Origin of the sequence: Cystobacter fuscus DSM 2262 (assembly GCF_000335475.2) — a bacterium.
Classification (GTDB): domain Bacteria; phylum Myxococcota; class Myxococcia; order Myxococcales; family Myxococcaceae; genus Cystobacter; species Cystobacter fuscus.
The window spans coordinates 25,439-49,921 of the sequence record NZ_ANAH02000022.1; the positions used below are offsets into that span (position 1 = coordinate 25,439).

Below are 24,483 nucleotides of genomic sequence, written 5' to 3' on the forward strand. Positions count from 1 at the left end.
GAATCCATTCATGAAGCAGTGGCTCCCCGCCGCCGTGTGCGCGCTGGGCCTCGGCTCGACCACGGCGATGGCCGGGGCGGACACGATCGGTTTGGGTGAGGGACGTAACGGACCGAAAACGGTGTCCACGCCCAACACCATCATCAACAGCTACGCCCAGGTGACCGCGCCGCTGGTGGCCCAGGCCACGTCCATTCAGATCGGAGCCTGCAGGGGAGACCCGGCATGCTTCTTAGCGGGAGATCTGGTGCTGGTGTACCAGGCCACGGGCCTCCAGCCCGCGCCCGCGTCGGGGTCGCAAACCCCCATCGACTTGAGCAACAACGCCGTGGGGCAGTGGGAGTTCGCACGTCTGGCCTCGGTGGAGGCTGATCGGCTGACGCTGACGGAGCCGCTCATCCATGCCTACGCGGTGAACGAGACCCAGGTCATCCGGGTGCCGGAGTACACCCAGGTCACCATTACCGGGAGCATCACAGCCCCGGCTTGGGATGGGGCCACGGGCGGGTTCATCGCGTTCCTGGCCAAAGAGACGGTGAACAACGGGGGAGTGATCGACGCGAGCGGCCTTGGGTTCCGGGGAGGCCAGTTCATCCCTGGTGATCCCACGGCCAAGGGCTGCTCTGACTTGGATGAGGCAGCCCCCCTGGGCGCACGAAAGGGTGAGGGTATTGCAGGTGCCAGCCACTACAGCACTGGCTCGAACACCGGTCGCGGCAACGCGGCCAATGGTGCGGGAGGCGCCGTCTGCTTCAAGTCAGGGGGTGGCGGCGGAGGCAATGGCGGACTCGGTGGCCAGGGAGGACGTTCGGATTCGACTGACAACGGCGGACGCGACGTGGGAGGACGGGGAGGCGCGGCGCTCTCCTATGGAAACAGGACGACCTCCGATGCCTTCTTGAGACACCTCACGTTCGGCGGAGGCGGAGGAGCCGGGTATGGCGTCTCCCAAGCCGGCGCGGGTGGCGCGGGCGGAGGCATCGTCTTCTTTCGAGCCAGCCAGCTCTCGGGCGGCGGCCTCATCGACGCATCGGGGAGAGCGGGTGGTGCGAACACCACTGAGGGAGGAGGTGGAGGCGGTGCGGGTGGATCCATCTACGTGCGGATTGTCAGAGCCGCCACCTGCGGCAAGATTGCCGCGACGGGCGGTCTCGGGGGCGCATCGGACGCCTTCCGTGTGGGGCCCGGAGGTGGAGGGGGCGGCGGACACGTTCTGTTCCAGGCCGACCCGGGAAGCCCCTGTGCCCTCGACACGACGGGGTCTTCACCCGGAAACCAGAAGGATTCCTCGGCTCCTCCTAATAATGACGCGACGTATGGCGCGACGCCGGGCGGCACCACTCCAGCCGACGAGCTGAAGTACGGTTTCATCATCCCCGCGCCTCCGGCCGTGACCAGGGTTAGTCCGTATAACGGCAGCTTCATCAACAACGTCCGTCCCACCATCACGGGCACGGCCCGGGCCAACACTCCGGTGATCGTCTACCTGGATGGACAGGAAGTCGGCCGGGTCACCACTGACGCCGCGGGTCACTACACCCTTGACCTAACCAAGGACCTGCCTGAAGGCCCCCACTCGGTGGTGGCGATCGCGGCGATCGATGCCGTGCAGAGCCTCAACAGCGTGCCCGACACCTTCACCGTGGACATCACGCCCCCGGACACCAACTTCGTTACCCAGCCTGGGCGGTTCACGCGCGCGCGCGACGTGGCGTTCGAGTTCGGCTCGCCGGAAGAGAGCGTGACCTACCTGTGCAAGCTCGATGAGGCAGCCGACTTCACCCCCTGCAATCCATCGACGACCTTCAGCAACCTGCCCGATGGCCCTCACACGGTGCAGGTGTATGCCGTCGATCGCGCCGGCAACCGGGATGACACCCCCGCTGTCCACGAGTTCCAGATCACCGTCGCGGATCTCTCGCTGCTCGGAGATGGCATCGGCGGGTGCTCGGCCTCGGGGCAGGACGCCTCGTTGATCGCGCTGGGCCTGGGCGCTCTCGTGGCCGGGCTCCGGCGTCGCCGCCAGAGCCAGACCCACTAACACCACTCAGTGCTGGATGCGGGTGCCCAGCACCTGCAGGAAGCCCGCAATCCAGCGCGGGTGGCCGGGCCAGGCCGGCGAAGTCACGAGGTTGCCGTCCACCACCGCGTCATCCGCGGCCACCTCGACGAAGGTCCCCCGAGCCAGCGTCACCTCGGGGCCGCAGGCCGGGTAGGCCGTGCAACGCTTGCCCTCGAGCACTCCCGCCGCCGCCAGAATCTGCAATCCATGGCAGATCGCGGCGATGGGCTTGCGCGTCTCCCCGAAGTGGCGGACCACCTGGATCACCTTCGGGTTGAGGCGCAGGTACTCCGGCGCCCGGCCTCCGGGAACCACCAGACCATCGTACTGAGTGGCATCGACCTCGGAGAAGGTCGCGTTGAGGATGAAGTTGTGCCCGGGCTTCTCGCTGTACGTCTGCGCCCCGTCGAAGTCATGCACCGCGGTGCGCACGAAGTCGCCCTTCTTCTTCTCCGGGCAGACGGCGTGCACGGTGTGCCCCACGGCCTGCAGGGCCTGGAACGGCACCATCACCTCGTAGTCCTCCACATAGTCGCCCACCAGCATCAGCAGCTTCTTGCCTTGAGCCATCGTCTTCTCCGGGTTGGGGGTTGGGGGTGAATCGTCCGGAATCATACCGCCCGGAAACAGGGCCTGGGCAATGGGCGACGCCTTCACGCGTAGGGCGCTCCGATCCGCCCTGGAGGCCCCATGCAACGCCCCGCCGAAGCACCCCGCGCCCGCGGCCGATGGATGAAGCTCCTCGTCGATTTCTCTCCCCTGCTCCTGCTGCTCGTCGGCCGGGCCAGCCTCGCCGACCACTACCACGTGCCCTCCGGCTCCATGGAGCCCACGCTCCAGGTGAAGGATCACATCGTCGTGGACAAGCGCGCCTATGGCCTGCGCGTTCCGCTCACCCACCTCTGGCTCACCGAGAACGAACCCCAGCGCGGTGACGTCATCCTCTTCGACTCGCCCGTGGATGGACGCGTCATGGTCAAGCGGCTGGTGGGTGTGCCGGGTGACCGGATCGCCTTCGACGGCGAGTCGCTCCTGCTCAATGGCGAGCGCATCCCCCAACAGCTCACCCCGGACGGCGCGCGCCTCGAGTTCCTCCCGGGCGCCCTCCACCCGATCCACCCCGAGACGGACCAGGGCCCGCCCCTGAGCGAGGTGAAGGTGCCCGCGCGGCAATACCTCGTCCTCGGAGACCACCGGGGCAACTCGGCCGACAGCCGGTACTGGGGCTTCGTTCCCCGAGAGAACCTGCTGGGCCGGGCGGTGGCCGTCGTCTACAGCCAGCGCGAGGGGCTCTCCGCCGGGGAGCGCTGGTGGCTGCCGCTGATCCCGGAGGAAGGCACCGGCCTCGACCCGCGCCTCACCCGCTGAACTCCCGCATGAACTCCACCAGCGGTGGATTGAGCAGCTCCGGATGCGTCAGGGTGGGCGCATGCGCGGCGCCCGGAATGGGAACGTAGCGCGTGCGACCCCCGAGGGCGTCGACGAGCACCTGTGCCTCGGAGACGGGAATCGCCGCGTCGGCGAGGCCATGGAAGACGATGGCCGGGCAGCGGATCTCCCCGAGCCGGGGCTCGATGTCATCCCGCTCGAGGAGGTTGTTCGTCGCGGCGACGAAGGCGGCCTTGGGCGTCTGGCGCCACCGCTCGAGCCAGGGGCTGAGGAAGCGCGAGTCGCCGATGATGACCCGCGAATAGAGCTGGAGGATGTTCTCCATGGCGCCGGGAGTCCCCCACAGGTCTCGCACCTGCCGGTAGCCGGCACGGCCCTGCTCTCCGTCCATGCTTCCGCTGGTGCTCATCAACACGAGGCCGCGCACACGCTCGGGGTAGCGCAGCGCGACGCGCAGGGCGCAATAGCCACCCTGGGACAGGCCGCCGACGACCGCCCGCTGGATGCCCAGGTGGTCGAGCAACGCGATGCAGTCCGCGGCGGAGTCATAGAGGCTGAAGGGCTGGCCGTCCCACCGCGTGCGCCCGAAGCCCCGGGCGTCCCAGCGGATGACGCGGAACTCGGGGGCGAGCGCCTCGGCCTGCGCGTCGAACATGCGGCCGTCCATGAGGAAGCCATGTCCCAGGATGAGCACGGGACCCGGGCCGCCAGAGTCCTCGAAGTAGATGCCTTGGTGGTTGAGTTCGGCGATGGGCATGGAGCCCCACGCTACTCCACCCCCGCGTGCCCCCGAGGCTACACGGGGCCCGGCGAGGACTCCGGATGCCGTGGGCGAGCGCCAGAACTCCCAGGCCCGGAGCCCGGTCGTGAATTGAAAAACAACAGTGTACCTGGAAGCTGTGGTGCTCCAGACAACACTGGAAGAACGGTCTTCACCGTCCTCAGAGGGAAACAGGCGTTGGCCTGCTTCCTGCTCTGGGGTCAGGGCACGCTCCGCGAGTCCGCCGAGCTACCGTGAGGCATCGGCCTCGCGGTCCCCTCCCCCGGAAGAAGAGGACCCCCATGATCCGCACCCTGCTCCGCCCCTCCTCCCTGCTTCTCGCCTGTGTCCTCGCCTCGGGTTGTGGCCCCGCGCCCGAGCCCGAGCCCATGCCCACGCCCGAGAGCACCGCCGCCCAGCCCCTGCGCTGGCCGAAGTGGATCCGGGTCATCGGCGCCGACATCGTGGGAGCGGTCGAGGGGGCGCAAACGGGCGGTGCGATCGGCGCCGTCTTCGGCCCCGAGGGCGCCGTCATCGGGACCGTCGCGGGTGCCGTCATCTACGGGACCCAGGCCTCCGTCGAAGCCGCCTCCGCGACGACCACCACCCAGGGAGTGTCCGCGGGCAGCCGCGCGTCGAGCGATCCCTCCAACGCCCTCAACCCGTTCGATCACATCGGCAGGCACCACAACGTGGAACTGGACAACTCCGTGTCCATCATCGGCCCGGGAGGCTGCATCCCCAACCCCTTCCCCTTCCCCTTCCCGCGTGATCGCACCCAGGGCCCCCTCTGGGATTACGCGGCCAAGGCGTTGAATACCCCTCAGGAGTTCCTGGCGCTGCCCGAGTTCAAGGAGGGCTGGTACGACTCGCTCGACTTCGTCGCCTCGACCGCGAACGAGGACATCGAGACCTCCATCAAGAAGCGCGTGGAGAGCGGAAAGATGACGGCGGCCGTGGGCCAGCGGCTCACCCGCTACTTCACCACCGTCGCGCCCCTCGACACGGACAAGCTGATCGCGGCCACGAAGTCCTTCGAGAAGGAGACGCTCGCGGACAAGACCCTGACGGAGCAGGACCGCTCCACCCTGCTGAGCGGCTACTCCGTCGCGCGCTACAGCGCGGCGTACTGGGCCGACCAGGCCGCCCGGACGACCGCCTCGCCCTGGTGCGGCTGCAGCAAGTAATCCCTCACACCGCCGGTCCGCCCAGGCCACACGGAGAGCAGAAAAGCCGTTTATTCCAGAAATCTTGGAATATGATAATTGTTTGTGCTAACAGGTAAAGCCTGTTCAGCCCATGCAACGACCCATCTCCAAGGCCATCGGCACCCTCGGTGTGCTGCTGCTCATCGCCCTCGGAGTGGCGCTGATCTCGCGCCCTCCGGACTCCTCCCGGAGTGCCTCCGCGGAGGCGCCGGCCCCGCCGTCTTCCGTCCCGAGCGGCGCTCCCACCGCCGCCGCTCCACCCGGAGCGGCGAGCCCCGCCCTGCCCGGGGAGCGCAAGCCGAAGGAGGAGATCCTGCCCATGCCCGGGTGCTGGGAGGGCGTGGCGGAGTTCGACAAGAACGGCTCGCTGGACACCTTCCGCCAGGCGCTGAGCGCCGCGGCGGCGGCGGGGGACAGTGATCTGCTGCTCTACCTCCAGGAGCGGCTCACGGAGCTCATCGCGAACGACGCGGGCAAGGCGCTCCAGGTGCTCGAGTGGGCGGAGAAGTCCGCGCCGCCGGAGCTGGGCGTCTACATGGAGGCGATGAAGCACGCGCCCGCCGTCCAGCAGCCCCAGGTGGTCGAGCGCCTGCTGAAGATGGGCGAGGACCCGGGCGCGCAGCTCGGCACCCGCGCCGCCGCCGTGGACGCGCTGGAGACGCAGAAGCGCCTGTCCCCCACGAACATCCAGCGCCTCAAGGCGCTCGCGATGGAGCCGGCCACGGACTCGGCGGGCTGGGTGGCCACGCGCACCATCGGCCGGGTGATGAAGGAGGACTACGAGCGCACCGGCACCTTCGCTCCCTATTGGAACGAGCTGCTCGACGTGGGCGAGAAGTCCGAGGACCTGGCCGTGCGCCTGCTGGCGCTCGAGATGCCCTCCTACTCGGATCCCCTCATCGGCGACGAGACGATGGATCGGCTCGCGAGCATCATGCGCAAGGATCCCGAGCGGGACGTGCGCGAGATGGCCGCCTTCCGGCTCGCCGTCACCGGAGAGCCCCAGAAGGCCCTGGAGGCCTACCGCACGGCCTTCCCGCTGGAGAAGGATGAGTGCGTGCGCTGGGCCCTCTTCCGCTTCGCCGTGCGCGCCGGCGGACCCGAGGCCCTGCCCCTGCTCCAGCAGATGGCCGCACAGGACGCGCGCTTCGCGCAGGACTACCAGGACTTCAAACGGCTCTACGCCGAGGGCACCGTGGACTTCGCCCGGATCTGGCTCGGCGTCCAGGAGCGCCACCGCTGCACCATCGAGGAAGGGGCACCCCACCAATGATCTCCCCGCTCCCCTCCGCCCTCGCGAGGCGCGCGTCCTGGTGGCGCGCGACGCTCCTGGCCTCGGCCACCTGGCTGCTGCCCACCACCACCCACGCCGCCGAGGCCGCCACGCCCCTGCAGCAGACGGCGTGCTCGTTCTCCGGGATGATCGACGAGCTGCGCGTGGCGTTGAAATCGGGCTCGCCCGCCTACCGCAAGTACGCCCGGGAGCGGCTCAAGACCGCCGCGCGCGTCATGCCCGCGGACGAGCTGCGCGCGGCCGTGCAGGACGAGCGCGACCCGGACACCCTGGAGGCGCTGGGCATGGCGCTCGCCAGCAAGTCCTCGTTCACGGAGGACGCCACGCTCGTGCAGCCGCTGCTCGCCCGCGCGTCGGGCGACGCGGACCCCAAGGCCCGGGCCGCGGCGATCCGGGGCCTGCGGGGCACCGGCTCCGTGGATCTCATGACGAAGAACGGCGGCGTGGTGACGTACGAGCAGCTCATCCGCGACAGCGCCCCCGAGGTGCGTCAGGCCGTGGTGGACAACCTCATCCACGAGAGCGCCAAGGTGTACTTCGGCCACGAGCGCACCGTGTCCGAGGCGGCCGTGTCCGCGGCGCTGGCCTCGAAGGATCCCCAGGCGGCCGCGAAGCTGCTGTCCGAGGTGTCCATGGAGGCGGTGGGCCACGACACGGTGGAGCGGTTGCGCCAGCAGCTGCGCTCGGACGACCCCGCCCTGCGCGGGGCGGCGGCCACGGCGCTCGGCGGCGTGCCGGGAGCCGAGTCCTCCGCCATGCGCAACGCCCTCGTGTCGCTCTACCGCGACGAGAAGGATCCGGCGGTGCGCAAGGCGGCGCTGCAGGGGCTCGTGCGGCTGGGCATGGGGGGTGCCCGCTCCACGCTCGAGTCCCTGCGAGGCGTGGCCCCCGGGATGGATCCGGAGATCGACGCCTGGCAGTCCGCGCTCAAGCTCGGGCTGCAGGAGTGGCACCTGTTGCTGCGCGAGAAGGAGCGCCTGCGCAGGTAGCGGCTGTCTCACCCCCGTAGTCCCGCAGCGCAGTGCCCCCCCGAGGAGGACGTATGAACATGAAGAAGGTGATGTACACCGCCAGCGCCCTGCTGGCCGGCTGGGCTGGAGTGGCCATCGCGGCGAGCGCCAAGGGCCCCATCTGCGAGCCCAACGCCCGCGTGAACTCGACGACGTACTACAGCTGCAACGGCGGCAGCCACACGGCGCTCGACATCAGCAACGGCACGTGCGGTGAGTGGAACCACCGCGGCATGCTCGCGGGCAGCTTCGCCTACAAGTACTACGGCGGCTGTGGCGCGGCGTGCTACGGCTCGACCTGTAACGGCGGCGCGGGCAATTACTACGTCGTCTCCGGCGGCAGCGGCTGGGAGTTCCGCCAGCTCCACATCTACGCCAACGTCAGCTCCGGCACGAAGACGTGCGACGGCTGCGCCCTGGGCCTGGTGGGCGGCACCGGCGAAGCCACCGGTCCCCACGTGCACGCGGACAACCGCCAGTACGGCACCCGCAAGTCCGCCTGGTACACCAGCAAGGGCACCACCTGCGGCACCACCGGCAACTGCACCACGGTGATCGGCGCCCCCTCGCTGTAGACCCCGCGCGCCCCGTTCCGCTCGCCGTCGCCGGGCGGAACGGTCACGCGTTGCTCAGGGCGCGTAGGAGAACGTCGTGGTGGAACGCACGCGCCGCCTGATGAACAGCACGCCGCCCTCGCCGGTGGCGAGGATGCGCGTCAACTCCCGGCCCTGCGCTCCAGACGCATCGAAATCCAAGGTGATGTCCACCTTGTCCGCGAGCTTCGGCAGTTGCGTGGGACGGGTGCTGATGCGCAGCAGCTCACCCCGGCTCCCATCCACCAGGGCCTCGCCCACGAGCCCATCCGGGCACTTGCTGCCCTCCTTGGGCGCGAAGGCGATGCGCAGCAGGTTGGGCCGCCGGGAGTCCGGGCCCTTCACCTCGAAGCGGTAGCGGCCCTGCTCCCTCGGGGAGAAGGGAAGGTAGTCGAGCTGGAATTGCTTCTCCTTGCTCTCGGCCCGGGCCTTCTCCTCCTTCGCGCGCTGCTCCCTCACCTTCTCGGTGATGTCCTGTCCATCCTGCGTGGCACGCACCACCGTGGAGGCTCGCTTGCCCTCGCGCCACTCGTTGCGCTCCACGGACTCCAGGCGGGACTTCGTCTTGCCCTCGTCGTCGAGCTCTTCCCACACCGTGGTGGCCAGCGTGGTCCGGCCCTGTCTGCGTTGCTCGCGCGCCTGTTCCGCCGCCGCCAGGCGCGGGAGCAGCTCCGTCAGGGGATCCTCATTCGCCAGGACGGAAAGCGGCAGGAAGAAGGACAACGCCATGGACCAGTAAGGGAAGCGCATGCGCGAAAAGCTACTCCTCCCTCTGGAAACGCCAGCCTCCCTGGAGTCTGGGTACGCCCAGGCACGTGACAACTGACACGCAGACAACGCCCCATGGCGGGGCTGTTCGTCCATTATTGAATCGCCCGGAGGAGCAGCCCAAAAACGCGCCATGGATCCGACGAACCGTCCGCCCCCCAGCGACCCGTCGTACGACCTGCTGCACCAGCGAGACCGCCATCCGCTCGACGCCCTCTTCGCGCCGCGCAGCGTGGCGGTGATTGGGGCGAGCGAGAAGCCAGGGAGCGTGGGACGCACGCTGCTGTGGAACCTCATCAGCAGCCCCTTCGGGGGCACCGTCTACCCCATCAATCCCAAGCGCAAGAACGTGCTGGGCATCACCGCCTGGCCCTCGTTGCGCGCGCTGCCGGAGCCGGTGGAGCTGGCCGTCATCGCGACCCCGGCGGCCACGGTGCCCGACGTGATGCGCGAGTGCGCCGAGGTGGGGGTGAAGAACGCCCTCATCATCTCCGCGGGCTTCAAGGAGGTGGGCGGCGAGGGCGCGCGGCTGGAGCAGGAGGTGCTGGAGCTCGCCCGGCGGGCGCGCATCCGGGTGCTCGGCCCCAACTGCCTGGGCGTGATGCGGCCACCCAACGGGCTCAACGCCACCTTCGCGGGGAGCGTGGCGCGGCCGGGCAACGTGGCCTTCATCAGTCAGAGTGGCGCGCTGCTCACGGCCATCCTCGACTGGAGCCAGCGCGAGGCCGTGGGCTTCAGCGCCATCGTGTCCCTGGGCTCGATGATGGACGTGGGCTGGGGCGACATCATCGACTACCTCGGGGATGACCCGCGCACGCGCAGCATCCTCATCTACATGGAGTCCGTGGGCGACGCGCGCTCGTTCCTGTCGGCGGCGCGCGCGGTGGCGCTGCACAAGCCCATCATCGTCATCAAGGCGGGGCGCACCGCCCAGGCGGCCGCGGCGGCGGCCTCGCACACGGGCTCGCTGGTGGGCAGCGACGAGGTGCTCAGCGCCGCCTTCCGCCGCGCGGGCGTGCTGCGCGTGGACTCCATCGCGGACCTCTTCTACATGGCCGAGGTGCTCGCCCGGCAGCCGCGCCCCGACGGACGCCGCCTCACCGTGCTCACCAACGCCGGAGGCCCCGGCGTGCTGGCCACGGACGCGCTGGTGATGGGAGGCGGAGAGTTGGCGCGGCTGTCGGACACCACGCGCGAGCAGCTCACCACCTTCCTGCCGCCCGCCTGGAGCCACGGCAACCCGGTGGACATCCTCGGCGACGCCGACCCCGAGCGCTACGCGCGGGCACTCAAGGTCACGGGCGCGGACGAGAACAGCGATGGCCTGCTCGTCATCCTCACGCCCCAGGACATGACGAAGCCCACGCAGACGGCGGAGTTGCTCAAGCCCTACGCGCGCATGGGCAAACCCATCATCGCCAGTTGGATGGGCGGCTCGGAGGTGAGCGCGGGCGAGCGCATCCTCAACGACGCGGGGATTCCCACGTTCGGCTACCCGGACACGGCCGCGCGCATCTTCAATTACATGTGGCGCTACTCGTACAACCTGGCGGGCTTGTACGAGACCCCCGTGCTGACGGAGGAGCCCGAGCGGCGCGAGGAGGCCGAGGCGCTCATCCGCGAGGCACGCCGCGCGGGCCGCACGATGCTCACGGAGTACGAGTCCAAGCGGCTGCTGGCGGCCTATGGGATTCCCACGGTGGAGACCCGGCTGGCGTCGAGCGCGGACGAGGCGGTGCGCGAGGCCCGGGCGCTGGGCTTTCCCGTGGTGGTCAAGCTCAACTCCCAGCACGTCACCCACAAGACGGACGTGGGCGGGGTGCGACTGGACCTGCGCACGGAGGAGGCGGTGCGCGAGGCCTTCGACGGCATCCGCCAGAAGCTCGAGGAGATGGGACAGCCGGACGCCTTCCAGGGCGTGACGGTGCAGCCCATGGTGAAGCTGGACGGCTACGAGCTCATCCTGGGCAGTGGGCTGGACGCGCAATTCGGGCCGGTGTTGCTGTTTGGCACCGGCGGCACGCTAGTGGAGGTGTTCAGGGATCGGGCGCTGGGCCTGCCCCCGCTCAACACCACGCTGGCGCGGCGGATGATGGAGCAGACGCGCATCCACGAGGCCCTGCGCGGCGTGCGCGGACGCAAGCCGGTGGACCTGGCGGCTCTGCAGAAGCTGATGGTGCGCTTCAGCCACCTGGTGGTGGAGCAACGCCTCATCAAGGAGGTGGACATCAACCCGCTGCTCGTCTCGGAGGAGCGGATGATCGCGCTGGATGCGCGCGTGGTGCTGCACGGGCCCGAGGTGACGGAGGCCGAGCTGCCCCGGCTGGCCATCCTCCCCTACCCCCAGCGCTACGTGGACCGGTGGCGGGCGAGTGACGGCGAGGAGCTGCACATCCGCCCCATCCGGCCCGAGGACGAGCCGAAGATGGTGGAGTTCCACCACACACTCTCCGAGCAGTCGGTGTTCCTGCGCTACGCGGGGATGATGAAGCTGGACCAGCGCGTGGCGCACGAGCGGCTCGCGCGCATCTGCTTCATCGACTACGGGCGGGAGATGGCGCTGCTGGCCACCCGGGCGGACGGTACGGTGCTCGGGGTGGGACGGCTCACGCGCCTGCCCGGAACGGAGGCCGCGGAGTTCGCCCTGCTCATCAGCGACGTGGTGCAGCGCCAGGGCCTGGGCTCGGAGATGCTCCAGCGACTGGTGACGGTGGGCCGCGACTGGGGCCTGCGCTACATCGTGGCGGACATCCTGTCGCGCAATGGCGCGATGCAGCACGTCTGCCGCAAGCTGGGCTTCCACATCCACGAGGGGGAGCTCGGGGATGATATGGTCAAGGCCGTGAAGAAGCTGGACTGAGGGTTCCTCCCCCCGGTCCGCGCGAGAGCGGGATGGCGGCCCACCGGAGGGGCACCCCCGCGGTGGCTTTGCGGACACGATTCAGCACGTGGACCCGGGCGAACCGACTTGTCGGTTGCGAAACAACCAGGAGCCCCGGGGGGCCCTGTGTTGCGCACCGCGTCCAGCGATTGAATTCTCATAAAATAATTCAATAGCTGGACTTAACCCTAAAAATCATTTTTCTTCTTCCTCTGCTTTCGCAGGAATCCGTTTGGTTTCGGCGCAACCTGGCTGAGGAGGACGAAGCACCACCATGAAATACAAAATCACTGGACTCGCCGTCGCGATGATGGTCACCGGCCTGTGGGCGGGTGAAGGTGTCGCGGCCCCCGCATCTGGAGTGCAGGGCTCGGGCACCTCCGCCATCGCGTACATCAACACCACGTCCTGGGCGGACATCCACTACCGCGTCAACAACGGCGGCCAGATCAACGTCCGCATGGTGGTCACCAACGGGCGCAATGAACATACCATCACCAACCTGACCAGCGGCGCCACCGTCGACTACAACTTCACGTATTGGGACACCGCGTGCAACTGCGCCTATGACACGGCGGCGGCCCGGTATGTCCATGGCAGCGCGACGCCGGACGCGGGCACTCCCGACGCGGGGACGCCGGACTCGGGAACGCCGGACTCGGGCACTCCCGACGCGGGCGGCCCCCAGGACGCGGGCACTCCGGACTCGGGCACCTTCGACGGCGGCGGCACCACCAACGTGGTGCCCCTGTTCAACAGCGGCACGGCCCTGGAGCCCGTCCTCGTGGAGAACACGTCCACGGCGATCATCACCCACGTGGGCGACCGCGTGCGCGACCGCCATGCCCGTGAGTCCCAATTCCAGGCATACGATCACTTCCTCAGCCTGTATTTCAACAACCGCACGTTCTACCTCGACATCATCGACGAGGTCGCCAAGGGAGGCACCCAGGTCAAGGTCAACATGACGACCACCTACCCCCATGAGGGCACCAACTTCCGCGCCTTCTTCCGGGGCATCAACACCACGGCGGAGTACTGGCACAACGGCACCTTCACCCGCACGACGGATGATTATCATTACACCGCCAGCGTGGGTTACAACGCCAAGGAGGGCCGGGCGATCAAGGTGGGCGATCGCATGGAGATCGAAGTGGGCGTCTTCCTGCGGCAGCCGGTGGAAGGACGCTTCAACTACTACTCCAGCACCATGCTCTACATCGTCGGCACCGGCGGCATCGTCCCGTTCGAGGGCGTGGGCTCCACCCTGGACTCCTTCCCGCTGCCGGAGACCGCCTGGAGCGGTGGCCGGACCACGCTCAACTACCCCTACTCGAACGAGCCCTCCAAGCGCTTCATGCAGCTGGCGACGAACCTGGCGCCCGTGAACGCGCAGCCCTTCGTCGAGGGCCGCCGCATCCACCACACCCACTTCGGGGACGGCACCCACTCCGAGTCGGGCAACCCCGTGTTCACCACGCAGGTGGGCAAGCTGGGGGTCAACTACGTGGCGGAGTCCTGTGTCGCCTGCCACAAGAACAACGGCCGCGGCCTGCCCCAGGCCACCAACACCACGCTCACCAACATGGTGGTCAAGGTGGGACGCGTCAGCGGAAGCACCGTCACCGCGGATCCGCAGATTGGCGCCAAGCTCCAGCCGCGCAGCACCAGCGGCACGCCCGAGGCCGACGTGCGCATCTCCGGCTGGACCACCACCAGTGGCCAGTTCGCCGATGGGACGGCCTACCAGCTGCGCAAGCCGACCTACAGCTTCTCCAACGTCATCCCCACGCACTTCTCGGCGCGCGCCACCCCGCAGCTCGTCGGTATCGGCCTGCTGGAGGCCGTGCCCGAGACCGCCATCGCCGCCCTGTCCGACCCCAATGACAGCAATGGCGACGGCATCTCCGGACGCATGAGCAACGTGAAGGATCCCCAGACGGGCGAGCTGCGCATGGGCCGCTTCGGCTGGAAGGCGGGCCTGGCGCGCGTGCGCCACCAGGTCGCCGATGCCTTCAATGGCGACATGGGCGTCACCACGTCCGTCTACAAGTCGCTGGACTGCGGCGCGTCGCAGCAGGGCTGCGCGGGCACCAGCACCGAGCTGAGCGATCAGGACCTCGACAAGCTCGTCCGCTACATCTCGCTGCTGGGCGTGCCGGCCCGCCGCAACCTGAACGACACCCAGGCCCAGCGTGGCGAGACGCTCTTCCAGAGCGCGGGCTGCGCGAGCTGCCACAAGGCGTCCCTCACCACGAGCGCCTACCACCCGAACTCCGAGCTGCGCGGCCAGACGATCCGCCCCTACACGGACCTGCTGCTGCACGACATGGGCACGGGCCTGGCCGACAGCCTGCCGGAGAACAACGCGTCGGGCTCGGAGTGGCGCACCGCTCCGCTGTGGGGCATCGGCCTGACGGCGGGCGTGAGCGGCGGCGAGGCCTACCTGCACGATGGCCGCGCGCGCACCTTGTCCGAGGCCATCCTCTGGCACGGCGGTGAGGCCGAGGCCTCCAAGCAGTCCTTCGTCAGGATGTCCGCCGCGGACCGCGACGCCTTGATCAAGTTCCTGCAGAGCATCTGACGCACCCGTCGTCTCCGCCGCCGGGGGGCACTCCCCCGGCGGCGCCTTGCCTACCGGCGCTTGTCGGCGCCGGAAGCCCGACGCGACTCGATTGGAATGTCCCCCACATCGAGCAACTGACCAGGCACCAGCGTCACCGGATGATGGCCGTGAGGAAGTCCGCGCACCTGGAACTCCAAGGTGCCTTCTCCCGAGGAGAGGTCCTCCAGCGTGAAGCGCCCATCCGCGCGGGTGCTGGAGGCGCGGTAGCGCTGTTCCTTCAGGAAGACGAACGCTCTGGCCAGGGGAGCGTTCGTGGCGGCATCCACGACCCGGCCTCGGACGGCCGCCGCCGGCCCCACCAGGACCGTCACCTCCTCCCCCTTGCGCTCCACGGGAGACAGACGGATTTGCCCGATCGAGCCCTCCAAGGTCCGCACCGCCAGCGTCACGGTGTCATCGGGCACGTCCGGCAACTCGAAGCGATCTCCGTGAAACTCGCGGGTGTCCCAGCCCGAGGGGTACTTCCATTCCGGGAGCTGCATGCTCAGGACGAAACCCCGCACGGGTTGGCCATCCCTCCGCACGACCCGGCCGCGCACCGGCGCCTCGGGCCGCAACGTCACCGCCACCTGCTGCTCGCCGCGCTTCACCTCCTGCCGCGCCTCTCCCACGCGCCCTCCGTTCTTCGCGGTCACCACGAGCCGCCTGGCCTTCTCGCCTTCCAGCACGAAGGAGAAGTGGAAGCGCCCCTTCTCGTCCGCGACCGCGGGGCCACTCGGGCCGCCCCCGCTCGGGAGTTCCTCGATGAAGAGCCGGAGCTTGGCACCGGGGGAAGGGGTCCCATCCGGCTCGACAACCAGGCCCTTGATGCGCAGGACCTCTCCCAAGCCTTCCCACCACGGCAGCTCGGTCTGCATGGTTCGTCCCGCCTCGACATCCACCTTCGGCCAGACGGGTTGGCGGCCGAGATAGCTTGCATCCGAGAGGACATGCACATCGTAGGAGCCCCGCGGTAACACCACCTTGAAGCGCCCGGTGGGATCCAGCCGGGACCAGCCGCTCCGATGGAAGACAGAGGAAGATGCGGGTCCTTTCGGTTGAACCGCCACCTCCAATGGCACGGAAGGAGGCGAGCCCCGCGCCGTGCGCACCACGCCCTCGAGCGTGCCAGCCCCCTGAAAGGTGAAGTCCACCCGGGTCGTCTCTTCTGCCTTCACGTCCACGGGCTGGCCCAGCCCCACGTCCACGCCCTCCGGGAGGAAGGCGATGAACTCGCGGCCGATGTCCCTTCCCTGGATGCGGTAGTACCCCTCGGCGTCGGTGCGAGCATCGGCGTTGGTGCGCCCCCACCTGCCCGCCCAACGCGAGCCCCCCTGCACCCACACGCCTGGCAACGGCGCTCCGGCGGCATCCCGCACCTGGCCTTCCACCGTGCCCGTGCCCTTGAGGTTGAGCTTGAGCGGGAAGCGCTCACCCGCGGCCACCATCAACCCCCGGCGCGTGAGCCGCGAATAGCCTGGCGCATCCACCACCAGCTCGTAGGTGCCGCCGGCGGCCAGGCCCTTCAGGGAGAACAATCCCGCGCGGTCCGTCACCCCGCTTGCCGCGTCTCCCCGATGGCCCGCGCGGCGGACGCTCACACGAGCCCCCTCCACGGAGAAGCCCGTGGACCACGCGAGGACCCGGCCCTCCAGTGTCGCCCCCGGCTCGAGCCGGATCCGCACGTCCCGCACCGCCTCCCCCGCCCACACGAAGAGGGGCTTGTCCACCGAGCCCGCCTCGGTCCCGTGCCGCGCGGAAAGAAGATAGGCGCCGGTGCTCACCTCGGCGGAGAAGCCGCCTCTCTCGTCCGTGGTGAGTGGCTGGGGAGAGGGCCCGCTCACCCGCACCTCGGCATTCGCCACGGGCTGGCCCTGGGCATCCACGACGAAGCCCTGGATCACCCCCGCCCGCTCCAACGCCACCGTCAGCGGCGCCGCCGCGGGGAGCACCACCTTGTCCAGCACCTTGGGCGCCCGCCCCGGGGCCCGCGCTTCCAGCAGGTAGGATCCCGCGGAGAGCCCCTCGATGTGGAAGTCTCCCCGCTCGTTGCTCATGGCGTGCACCTGCTCCTCGCGCGGAGCTTCGGGGCCCAAGCCATCGCCCAGCAGCCCGCCATACGCCGTGAGGACGAGCTCCACCCGGGGCACCGGCTCACTCGTCCTCGCCACCACCGTGCGGCCGGTGAGGGAGTGGCCCGGCGCCAACTCGAGGCGCAGGTTCGTGCGCGCCTCGCCATAGGGGCGCACCACCCGCCACGACACGGCGCGGCCCTCGGCATGGACGGCGACCAGATAGGCCCCGGGCCGCGAGGCGAGCCATGCCCGGCCCTGAGCATCCGTGGTGCCGGTGCTCGCCAGCCGCCACGCCACCTCGCCAAGGCCCCGGTCCCGCGCGCCGCGCCAGTACAACCGGACGTCGGCTCCGGAGACTGGACGCCCGTCCGCGAGCACCTCCACCTCCAGCACCCCCTCATCCTCCGTGGGAGGCTCGGCCAGCGGCGGCGTACTGCCCGCCTCCGCATCACCGCGCGCGCCCTCGTCCTCGGGGCTCTCTGGCTGCAGGATCAGACCCGCCCGGCTCTTCAATTCCGGCCGCGGAGCCGGGGCGTCACCCTCCGTGAGGTCCGCGCTTCCCCAGAGTCCAAGCCACAGGAGGAGGATCACTCCCACCATGGCCACCACCACGAGCGTGAGGCTGCGCATACCCAATGTCCGCCCCCAGAGAGGACACCACTCTATCCGGAGAGGGATTCCGCCCAGCGCCCCCCACCCTCCCCGGCGAGGGCCACGGCCCCTGGAGGTCCCCCCGTCGTTCTTCTTCCAACACACGGTTCGCTCCCCTCCCCACCCACCAGGCACGAACATTCCCTGGCGGGAAGTGGTTTGCCTGTCATACCTTTTGCCAGGTAAAACACCGGATGCAGGCGAACCCATCACGAGACGCCAGGCCCATGCGCCAGACCCTGACCTCCCAGCCCGCCAACGCGTACGCGCTCCAGGCGCTCCAGCTCATTCCCCGGCTGTACCGGTGGGCGGTGGCGAGCATGCAGGCCAACCACCTGGGCCGGGACTTGAGCCTGCGCCAGCTGGGCGTGCTCTACGCGCTCCGGGAAGGCGAGTCCTCACCAGGACAACTGGCGCGCCGATTGCGCGTCACGCCCGCGGTGGTCACGGGGTTGCTCGATCGCCTGGAGCGTCAGGGCTACGTGCGGCGCGAGGCCGAACCCACGGACCGGCGGCGCTTCCGGCTGGTGCTGACGGAGAACGGACTCGCGGTGAGCCTGGAGGTCCAGCAGGCGCTGGCCACCGAGTTGACCGCCCAGTTCGCGAGCGCCTCCCCGGAGCAACTCCAGGAGCTGGGCCGCTCGATGCAACTGGTGGAGCGGGCGCTGCTCTCCCTGGAAGAGCGCACGCCGCCCGCCCTCCTCGACGAGGAGGAGCCGGTGAAGAAGCCGAAGGCAAGACGCAAGTGACACCAACGAGGAAGACACCATGGCGACGAATCCCGTGAACGAACAGAAGACGCAGGCGGAGAGTGGGCCTACGCCCCAGGCCACCTGCCCCATGAAGGCCCTGCGCGAGGCGCCGCGCTGCCCCGCGCTCCTCGACAAGGAGAACCCGGAGTTCCTCGCCCGCGCGTACGCCACCTACGCGGACCTGCGAGCCCAGGCCCCCATCGTGCGCACCTCGTTCGGCCACGGCTTCGCGGACGCGGTGCTTCCGGGGGGCGCGAAGCGGCCGGAGTCCGGCAGCCACCCGGCCAAGGAGCGCCTCTTCGTGACCCGCTACGACGAGGTGGTGGAGGCGCTGCTCGAAGATCGCCTCTCGTCCGACTTCCGCACGTCCCTGACGCCGGAACAGCGCGCGAACCTGCAGTACATGCCCGAGGAGATCCGCCCCCTCGCCTACAGCCTGCTGATGTTGGATCCGCCCGACCACACGCGACTGCGCAAGCTCGTCCAACCCAACTTCACCGCGCGCACCATGGAGACGCTCCGGCCGCGCGTCCAGCGCATCGCCGACACCCTGCTCGACCAGGTGGAGCGCGCGGCCGCCGAGCGCGGAGAGCGCGAGGGGGAGCGCCGGATGGATCTGCTCCACACGTTCGCCTACCCGATGCCCATCACCGTCATCAGCGACATGCTCGGCATTCCCGAGGAGGATCGGCAGAAGGTGCACGGCTGGGCGGAGAGCCTGCTCGGTGCGGATCGGCGTGACGCCGCGATGGACGAGCTGCGGCGGGGCAGCCTGCGGGAGTTCGCCCGGTACCTGGATGGCTTGTTCGAGCGAAAGCGGCGCGAGCCCACCGAGGACATGATCAGCCAGATGGTCCACGCCCAGGACGAAGGGGACAAGCTCAACCACCAGGAGATGGTGTCCATGGTGTTCATCCTCTTCTTCGCCGGGCACGTGACGACCGTGAACCTGATTGGCAGCGGCGTGGTGGCGCTGCTCACCCATCCGGATCAGCTCGAGCGCTTCCTGGCCGACCCCACCCACCTCTCCAAGGGCGCGGTCGAGGAGACGCTGCGCTACTGGGGCCCGGTCGACTACATGTCCACGCCGCGCATCATCAAGGAGGACATGGAGCTGGCGGGCACGCACCTGCCCCAGGGGGAGAAGCTGTCGGTGGGACTCGCGTCGGCCAACCGCGATCCCCAGCAATTCCCCAACCCGGACGTGTTCGACATCACCCGTCCGAACGCGCACCGCAACCTGGCCTTCGGCAAGGGCATCCACATCTGCATTGGCGCGCCCCTGGCCCGCCTGGAGGGGCAGATCGCCTTCGAGACCTTGTTCCGGCGCTACCCGCGCATGCGCCTGGAGGTGCCCTTCGAGTCGCTGCGGTGGAACACCGGCTCCGGCCTGCGCGGCTTCGACCGGGTGCCCGTGCGCTTCTAGTCAGCGCCCCGGCACCCCACCCGCGTCCGCCCACCCGGGGACGCGGTGGAGGAGGCCGCGCCTCACGCCCTGGGAGGCGCCGGGTGCGGCGGGGAGAAACGCGCCATCACATCCCCCACGTACACGTAGGACAGGAACGTGGGAGACGTCTTCGCCTCGCGCTGGCGCAGACGCCGCAGGGACTCGCCCACGCTGATGCGCTCCTCCATCAGGTCCCCCACCAGGTGCTCCACCGCGCTGCGCGCGTGCGCGTCCTGCACCGGCCACAAGGGCGCGATGAAGCCCGCGAAACGCTCGCTCACGAACGTCTCCGCCCAACCCCCAATGCCTCCCAGCAGCTCCGTGGCGGCGCCCACCTCGCAGGCGTTGAAGATGACGAGCGGCCGGGACTTCTGCCCCAGCATCGTGAGCGAGTTGCGCACCTCGAGCGTCTGCAGGGTGCCATCCTCGAGGAACACCCGCGAGGGCGACACCTCGTTGTTCGCGCTGTACTTGCCGTGTCCGGCGAAGTGCAGCACGCCCACCGAGCGCGGATAGCCGCCCGTCAGCAGGCTCAGGATGGGCTGGCGCCTTCCGGCCACCCGCACCGCGCGGAAGCGCTTGGACAACTGCCGCGACTCCTCCTGCGCCTGCGGCAGGGGCGCCAGGTGCGGGTGGAACTGGTAGTCCGGCGCCACCGTGAGGATGTCCCCCTGCGTCAGCCGCGCCGACATCGACGTCTGGTAGTCGAGCAGCCAGCGCGCCACCGGGTGCTCCATGCACAACAGCTCCGCGCCCGGCACATCCACCGGCGCCATCAGCTCCCAGGGCACGTGCGGATCATCGGTGATGAACTGGATGGGAAAGCCCGGCCCATACTGCTTGCGCAGCGCCTTGAACGTCTCCCGGAAAGCACTCGGCGTGCGCTGGTAGAGCAGCTTGCCCAGCCCGAGGAACCAGGCGTAGTGCTCGCCCGAGCGCAGCTCGCGCGCCGTGCTGGCCACGCTCTGGAAGAACGCCGCCGGATCCGACCCCAGGTTGAGGTCTCCGGAGAGCCGGGCCGGCAATCCCTCACACGGCACGCCCACGTGGAGCATCCAGTACAGCCGCTGGGGGTTGGAGGGATCCAACCGGTGGATCTGCACCGTCAGGTGGGGCTTCTGGGCCCCCGCGTCCACGGCGAAGACCCCTCGCTCCTCCTCCCCGTCACTCGCGGAGGCCGACACGCCCCCGCCGGACGAGGACGCCGAGGGGGCGCGTGACGGGCCCTGACCCGGATTGCCCGTGCCCGTGGACACGATGGGGACGCGCCGACGGGCCGCTCCGCAGAAGCGCCCCTGGTACTCGAAGGTGGCCACCAGGGTGAGCTCGCCCGAGGCCCCCGCGTTGACGGTGCCGAAGAGGGTCACCGGCTTGGAGCTGTCATTGCGCCGCACCACCACCTCGCCCGTGTCCTCACCCGGCTTGAACGTCATCTCCGCGCACAACAGGCGCACCTGGATGGGCAACTCCTTCCAGTCCTCGGCAAGGCCGGAGAGCGACACCCCCGCGGACTCCGACTCCGCGCCCACCTCGATGATCGACAGGTCCACCTTCACGGCGAGCTCCTCGCCCGGGCGCGCGGCCGTGCGCGGCTCCACCGAGGGGTAGCGGGTGATGGTGCGCCCCTCGTCCCGCGCCGAGAGCTTCGCGGCGAGGTCCTCCTCCGTGACCGGGGCGGAGAACGACTCCGAGCGCCACTCCGACGTCAAGCTGCCGCCATGGCCCACCACGAACTCCAGCGGCTCCGCCTCCTCGGGCAGCTCCCCCTCCCGGTGAAAGACGGCGAAGACGTCGCTCACCGGGATGACCCCGGGGCCGCCCTTGACGGTCACGCGATAGAGTCCGGGCGGCAATGGAGCCAGCGTCCCCTCATGCATCCCATCCGGGCCCCGGACGAGCGGCACGGAGAAGGGCTCCGCCGTCTTCACGTTGCCGACATACGCCCGCAGCGACACGGGCTCGGTGGAAGGCCGCACGCGGATGACCACGGGCTCGTCTTGCGCGAACGCATCCTCGATGCTCAGCGAGAGCATGCTCGGCGCGGGTCCGAACAACGATTCGCGGCACTTGTCGAGCGAGTCGCGGTACTTGTCGAGCGCGAGGTGCTGGCCGGTGATGAGTCCCTCCACGTGCGCCAGCACCTCGAAGGCGTTCTGCAGCGAGGCGTGGGACGTGGAGCTGTACATGGCGCGCTCCTGGCTGCGCGCCTCCAGCGGCATCGCGGCCACGCGCGGCACCGTGCCATCGCCGCCGTGGTCCTTGCCATCCGGCTCGCTCATCAGCATCTCCACGGCCCCGGACGCGCTGATGCGTGCCCCTTGCAACGTCGGCTGGAAGGTGCCCACCACGGGGTAGAGGTGGTAGCCCCGCTTGGGATCGAGGTACCCGTCCTCCCTCTCGTTCTTCTGCATGGCGTGCTCGATCTCCCGCTGGAAGGCGAGGCCCTGGGCGGCGCGCACGGGGTCGAGCTGGCCCAGTCCCTGGACCTCGCCCGGACGCACGAGCCGCCCGTCCGCCAGCTGCACGCAGGGGTAGATGGGCAGGAGCTGGTACGCCGAGGGCAGCGAGCGCACCATCTCCGACAGGTCCACGAGGTTCACCGGCCCCAGGTTCTTGCGGAAGCCCAGCGCGAGCGCCTGCAGGGCCATGAAGGAGCCGCGGTGGGGCGTGCCGAAGGTGATGAGCGCGCGCGTGTCCTTCCACCCGCCGAGGCACTCGAGGAAGTAGCGCGACACGATGCCACCCATGGAGTGGCCCACGAGGATGAGCCGCGCGTCGGGCGAGCCGCCATTGCGCTGGCGCCACGTGCCGAGCCAGCGCTCGGACTCCTTGGCCAGCCGATTCGCGGTGTGGCGGATGTCTTGCCGCCAATCGTAGGGGAACTCGAAGAAGTTGGAGCCCGGGATGAGGCCGAGCCGGCTCACGAGCATCTCCGACACGCGGGTGTAGCCGTCCACCTTCCAGAACCCGGGGATGAGGTGCGTGTCGGGGAGCACGGCGGTGGCCTCCACCCCGTCATCCACGAAACCTCCCTTGCCGTCGGACTTCAGGGTGAGGGACTTCACGCTGCCCGCGCCGCTGAAGAGCGCCCGGAAGATGGCCCCACCGGACAGGCCCCAGATCTCCTTGTCGTCCCGCTTGAGCACACTGCCGAGCAGACCGGGCAGCAACACGACGACATCCTTGATGACGGCGGCCATGGCTTCCTCCTGAGGGAGTGGGGCTCCTGGACCCGAGTACGCAGGGGACCCAGGAGGTCTGACGATAGCCGGAATCGTATGGTTCCCCTCCGACCCATCCGCGCCCGGGGAGCGTGGGGGACTGAACGCTTGAGCCGCCACGCCCCGGCATCTTCCCGGAGCGTTCCGGTTGCGAGCGCGGCTTCGCTCTGTAGGATGCCCGCCCCATGCGCACGAAATTCCTGACGACGGGACTCCTCCTCCTCACCACCCTGACGGCCTGCAAGGACAACCCGCCGCAGACCACCCCTCCGGCGGCGCCCCCCGCCAACACGACGGCGCAGCAGGCCACGCCGCCGCCCGCGACCCCGCCGCCCGCCACCCCTCCCCCCGCCGAGCCCCCGGCGGGCACGCAGGCCGACGCGGCGCCCCAGGAGCACGGTGCCAGCGCGGCGCCCCGGACCCAGGCCCCCGCCGAGAACCCCGGCCCCTGGCAGAAGAAGGCGCTCAGCGGGCAGGAACTGTTCGCCACGTTTCAGACCAACCAGGGCGACATCGTGGTGAAGCTCTTCTCCAAGGACGCGCCGCTCACCGTGGCCAACTTCGTGGGCCTGTCCACCGGCGAGCAGAAGTGGACGGATCCACGCTCGGGTCAGCAGAAGGAGAACACGCCGCTGTACCAGAACGTCATCTTCCACCGCGTCATCCCCGAGTTCATGATCCAGGGGGGAGATCCGCTGGGCCAGGGCATTGGAACGCCGGGCTACAACTTCGAGGACGAGTTCAAGAGCGGCCGCACGTTCGACAAGCCGGGCATCCTCGCCATGGCCAACCGAGGCCCGGGCACCAACGGCAGCCAGTTCTTCATCACCGTGTCCACGCCCCAGCACCTCAATGGCCGGCACACCATCTTCGGCGAGGTGGTGAAGGGCTATGAGGTGGTGGAGAAGATCTCCCGGGTGGAGACGGCGGGAGGGAACAAGCCGACGAAGGACGTGGTGCTCAAGAAGGTCGCCATCAGCGACCAGCAGCCGAAGTAAGGGAGGACACGCACCATGCGACGAGTGAGCACGAAGCTGGGCGAGTTGGACTGCCAGGTGTTCGACGCGGTGCCGGAGGGAACGAGCCCGGAGCTGGCGGTGGTGCTGTGCCACGGCTACGGGGCCCCCGCGACGGACCTCGTGCCACTGGCGCGCGAGCTGGCGCAGTTGCAGCCCGAGCTGGGCGCCAAGGTCCGCTTCGTCTTCCCCGCGGCGCCCCTGTCGCTCGCGGCCATGGGGATGCCGTCCGCGCGGGCGTGGTTCCACCTGCCCCCGGAGGTGTTGATGGGGCAGGAGCGGGACTGGAAGAAGTTCGCGGTGTCCGTGCCCGAGGGGCTGGCGCAGGCGCGGCGGGGATTGATGGGCCTGCTGTCCGCGCTGTCGGCGGCGACGAAGCTGCCCTATGGGCGCATCGTCCTGGGAGGCTTCAGCCAGGGCGGCATGGTGACGACGGACCTGGCGCTGCGGTTGGAGGAGGCTCCGGCGGGATTGTGCATCCTGTCGGGGGCGCTCATCTGCCAGGACGAGTGGAAGCAGCGGGCCGAGCGGCGCAAGGGCCTGCCGGTGTTGCAGGGGCACGGGCGCCACGACGACATCCTGCCGTTCCATCAGGCCGAGTCGCTGAGGGATCTGCTGAAGAACGCGGGCCTGCTCGTGGACTTCGTGCCCTTCGACGGGCCGCACACCATCGATCCGGACGAGCTGGCGAAGCTGGCGGAGTTCCTCCACGTCCGCTTGTTGAAGCGCTGAGCGGGAAAGAGCCCCGGAA

The 24,483-nt window shown here is 69.4% G+C and carries 17 protein-coding genes; 12 read left to right on the plus strand and 5 right to left on the minus strand.

All coding sequences use genetic code 11. From position 1 onward, the window contains the following. Positions 1–10: 10 nt before the first annotated feature. Positions 11–2,041: an adventurous gliding motility protein AgmC gene (agmC, locus tag D187_RS31115; RefSeq protein WP_051256630.1), complete on the plus strand. Its 2,031-nt coding sequence runs from the start codon at positions 11–13 to the stop codon at positions 2,039–2,041. A 6-nt stretch (positions 2,042–2,047) separates the two neighbouring features. Here the strand turns inward: agmC and D187_RS31120 are convergent, their stop codons facing one another. Further along, positions 2,048–2,632, minus strand: coding sequence for a DJ-1/PfpI family protein (locus D187_RS31120; RefSeq protein ID WP_043432290.1), 585 nt, complete (start codon positions 2,630–2,632; stop codon positions 2,048–2,050). 120 nt (positions 2,633–2,752) lie between these two features. Here D187_RS31120 and lepB point away from each other — a divergent pair, with 120 nt between their 5' ends. After that, positions 2,753–3,430 carry a signal peptidase I gene (gene lepB, locus D187_RS31125; protein WP_020918402.1) on the plus strand — a complete coding sequence of 226 codons (678 nt, stop codon included), beginning with the start codon at positions 2,753–2,755 and terminating at the stop codon, positions 3,428–3,430. Here the strand turns inward: lepB and D187_RS31130 are convergent. Beyond that, entirely contained in the window at positions 3,420–4,208 is a 789-nt protein-coding gene (locus D187_RS31130; RefSeq protein WP_002629576.1) for an alpha/beta fold hydrolase, read from the minus strand. The genes lepB and D187_RS31130 overlap by 11 nt on opposite strands. A 305-nt stretch (positions 4,209–4,513) precedes the next feature. Here D187_RS31130 and D187_RS31135 point away from each other — a divergent pair, with 305 nt between their 5' ends. The 4 genes from D187_RS31135 to D187_RS31150 all read left to right on the plus strand — a co-directional run bounded on the left by D187_RS31135 (position 4,514) and on the right by D187_RS31150 (position 8,298). Next, positions 4,514–5,398, plus strand: coding sequence for a hypothetical protein (locus D187_RS31135; protein ID WP_002629577.1), 885 nt, complete (start codon positions 4,514–4,516; stop codon positions 5,396–5,398). 112 nt (positions 5,399–5,510) lie between these two features. Next, positions 5,511–6,692 (plus strand): HEAT repeat domain-containing protein, encoded by a 1,182-nt coding sequence (locus D187_RS31140; RefSeq protein ID WP_002629578.1) that lies wholly within the window; start codon positions 5,511–5,513, stop codon positions 6,690–6,692. Continuing rightward, the gene (locus tag D187_RS31145; RefSeq protein ID WP_002629579.1) at positions 6,689–7,702 is read left to right on the plus strand and encodes a HEAT repeat domain-containing protein; all 1,014 of its coding nucleotides are present in this window, start codon (positions 6,689–6,691) and stop codon (positions 7,700–7,702) included. Before D187_RS31140 ends, D187_RS31145 begins: the two co-directional genes overlap by 4 nt. Positions 7,703–7,755: 53 nt before the next feature. Continuing rightward, complete coding sequence (locus D187_RS31150; RefSeq protein WP_002629580.1) at positions 7,756–8,298, plus strand: hypothetical protein; 543 nt, start codon at positions 7,756–7,758, stop codon at positions 8,296–8,298. A gap of 54 nt (positions 8,299–8,352) precedes the next feature. Here the strand turns inward: D187_RS31150 and D187_RS31155 are convergent, their stop codons facing one another. Then, positions 8,353–9,066 carry a hypothetical protein gene (locus tag D187_RS31155; protein ID WP_002629581.1) on the minus strand — a complete coding sequence of 238 codons (714 nt, stop codon included), beginning with the start codon at positions 9,064–9,066 and terminating at the stop codon, positions 8,353–8,355. A 151-nt stretch (positions 9,067–9,217) separates the two neighbouring features. Between D187_RS31155 and D187_RS31160 the strand changes: the two genes are divergently transcribed. Together D187_RS31160 and D187_RS31165 are read left to right on the plus strand one after the other, a co-directional pair. Continuing rightward, positions 9,218–11,944 (plus strand): bifunctional acetate--CoA ligase family protein/GNAT family N-acetyltransferase, encoded by a 2,727-nt coding sequence (locus tag D187_RS31160; protein WP_043432293.1) that lies wholly within the window; start codon positions 9,218–9,220, stop codon positions 11,942–11,944. A gap of 295 nt (positions 11,945–12,239) precedes the next feature. Continuing rightward, complete coding sequence (locus D187_RS31165) at positions 12,240–14,549, plus strand: di-heme oxidoreductase family protein (RefSeq protein WP_020918403.1); 2,310 nt, start codon at positions 12,240–12,242, stop codon at positions 14,547–14,549. 50 nt (positions 14,550–14,599) lie between these two features. Here D187_RS31165 and D187_RS31170 read toward each other — a convergent pair whose 3' ends face one another. Further along, positions 14,600–17,275, minus strand: coding sequence for a carboxypeptidase regulatory-like domain-containing protein (locus tag D187_RS31170; protein ID WP_002629585.1), 2,676 nt, complete (start codon positions 17,273–17,275; stop codon positions 14,600–14,602). Positions 17,276–17,523: 248 nt separating this feature from the next. On the opposite strand from D187_RS31170, the gene D187_RS50630 reads away from it, so the two are divergent. Then, positions 17,524–18,045: a MarR family winged helix-turn-helix transcriptional regulator gene (locus D187_RS50630; RefSeq protein ID WP_002629586.1), complete on the plus strand. Its 522-nt coding sequence runs from the start codon at positions 17,524–17,526 to the stop codon at positions 18,043–18,045. Between the two features lie 19 nt (positions 18,046–18,064). Beyond that, the gene (locus D187_RS31180) at positions 18,065–19,474 is read left to right on the plus strand and encodes a cytochrome P450 family protein (protein WP_002629587.1); all 1,410 of its coding nucleotides are present in this window, start codon (positions 18,065–18,067) and stop codon (positions 19,472–19,474) included. A gap of 62 nt (positions 19,475–19,536) precedes the next feature. On the opposite strand, the gene D187_RS50635 is transcribed toward D187_RS31180, so the two are convergent. Next, on the minus strand, positions 19,537–22,695 hold the full coding sequence (locus D187_RS50635) for a lipase/acyltransferase domain-containing protein (protein WP_002629588.1): 3,159 nt from the start codon (positions 22,693–22,695) through the stop codon (positions 19,537–19,539). Between the two features lie 206 nt (positions 22,696–22,901). Here D187_RS50635 and D187_RS31190 point away from each other — a divergent pair, with 206 nt between their 5' ends. Together D187_RS31190 and D187_RS31195 are read left to right on the plus strand one after the other, a co-directional pair. Then, a complete protein-coding gene (locus D187_RS31190) occupies positions 22,902–23,714 on the plus strand; it encodes a peptidylprolyl isomerase (protein WP_020918404.1) in 813 nt (270 codons plus the stop codon). A gap of 15 nt (positions 23,715–23,729) precedes the next feature. After that, positions 23,730–24,464, plus strand: coding sequence for an alpha/beta hydrolase (locus tag D187_RS31195; RefSeq protein ID WP_002625848.1), 735 nt, complete (start codon positions 23,730–23,732; stop codon positions 24,462–24,464). Positions 24,465–24,483 lie beyond the last annotated feature (19 nt).

Coding starts and splice junctions, on each gene's coding strand:
- agmC (WP_051256630.1), top strand. CDS start 11: ATGAAGCAGTGGCTCCCCGCCGCCGTGTGCGCGCTGGGCCTCGGCTCG.
- D187_RS31165 (WP_020918403.1), top strand. CDS start 12,240: ATGAAATACAAAATCACTGGACTCGCCGTCGCGATGATGGTCACCGGC.
- D187_RS31130 (WP_002629576.1), bottom strand. CDS start 4,208: ATGCCCATCGCCGAACTCAACCACCAAGGCATCTACTTCGAGGACTCT.
- D187_RS31120 (WP_043432290.1), bottom strand. CDS start 2,632: ATGGCTCAAGGCAAGAAGCTGCTGATGCTGGTGGGCGACTATGTGGAG.
- D187_RS31160 (WP_043432293.1), top strand. CDS start 9,218: ATGGATCCGACGAACCGTCCGCCCCCCAGCGACCCGTCGTACGACCTG.
- D187_RS31195 (WP_002625848.1), top strand. CDS start 23,730: ATGCGACGAGTGAGCACGAAGCTGGGCGAGTTGGACTGCCAGGTGTTC.
- D187_RS50630 (WP_002629586.1), top strand. CDS start 17,524: ATGCGCCAGACCCTGACCTCCCAGCCCGCCAACGCGTACGCGCTCCAG.
- D187_RS31155 (WP_002629581.1), bottom strand. CDS start 9,066: ATGCGCTTCCCTTACTGGTCCATGGCGTTGTCCTTCTTCCTGCCGCTT.
- D187_RS31145 (WP_002629579.1), top strand. CDS start 6,689: ATGATCTCCCCGCTCCCCTCCGCCCTCGCGAGGCGCGCGTCCTGGTGG.
- D187_RS31180 (WP_002629587.1), top strand. CDS start 18,065: ATGGCGACGAATCCCGTGAACGAACAGAAGACGCAGGCGGAGAGTGGG.
- D187_RS50635 (WP_002629588.1), bottom strand. CDS start 22,695: ATGGCCGCCGTCATCAAGGATGTCGTCGTGTTGCTGCCCGGTCTGCTC.
- D187_RS31135 (WP_002629577.1), top strand. CDS start 4,514: ATGATCCGCACCCTGCTCCGCCCCTCCTCCCTGCTTCTCGCCTGTGTC.
- D187_RS31170 (WP_002629585.1), bottom strand. CDS start 17,275: ATGCGCAGCCTCACGCTCGTGGTGGTGGCCATGGTGGGAGTGATCCTC.
- D187_RS31150 (WP_002629580.1), top strand. CDS start 7,756: ATGAACATGAAGAAGGTGATGTACACCGCCAGCGCCCTGCTGGCCGGC.
- D187_RS31190 (WP_020918404.1), top strand. CDS start 22,902: ATGCGCACGAAATTCCTGACGACGGGACTCCTCCTCCTCACCACCCTG.
- D187_RS31140 (WP_002629578.1), top strand. CDS start 5,511: ATGCAACGACCCATCTCCAAGGCCATCGGCACCCTCGGTGTGCTGCTG.
- lepB (WP_020918402.1), top strand. CDS start 2,753: ATGCAACGCCCCGCCGAAGCACCCCGCGCCCGCGGCCGATGGATGAAG.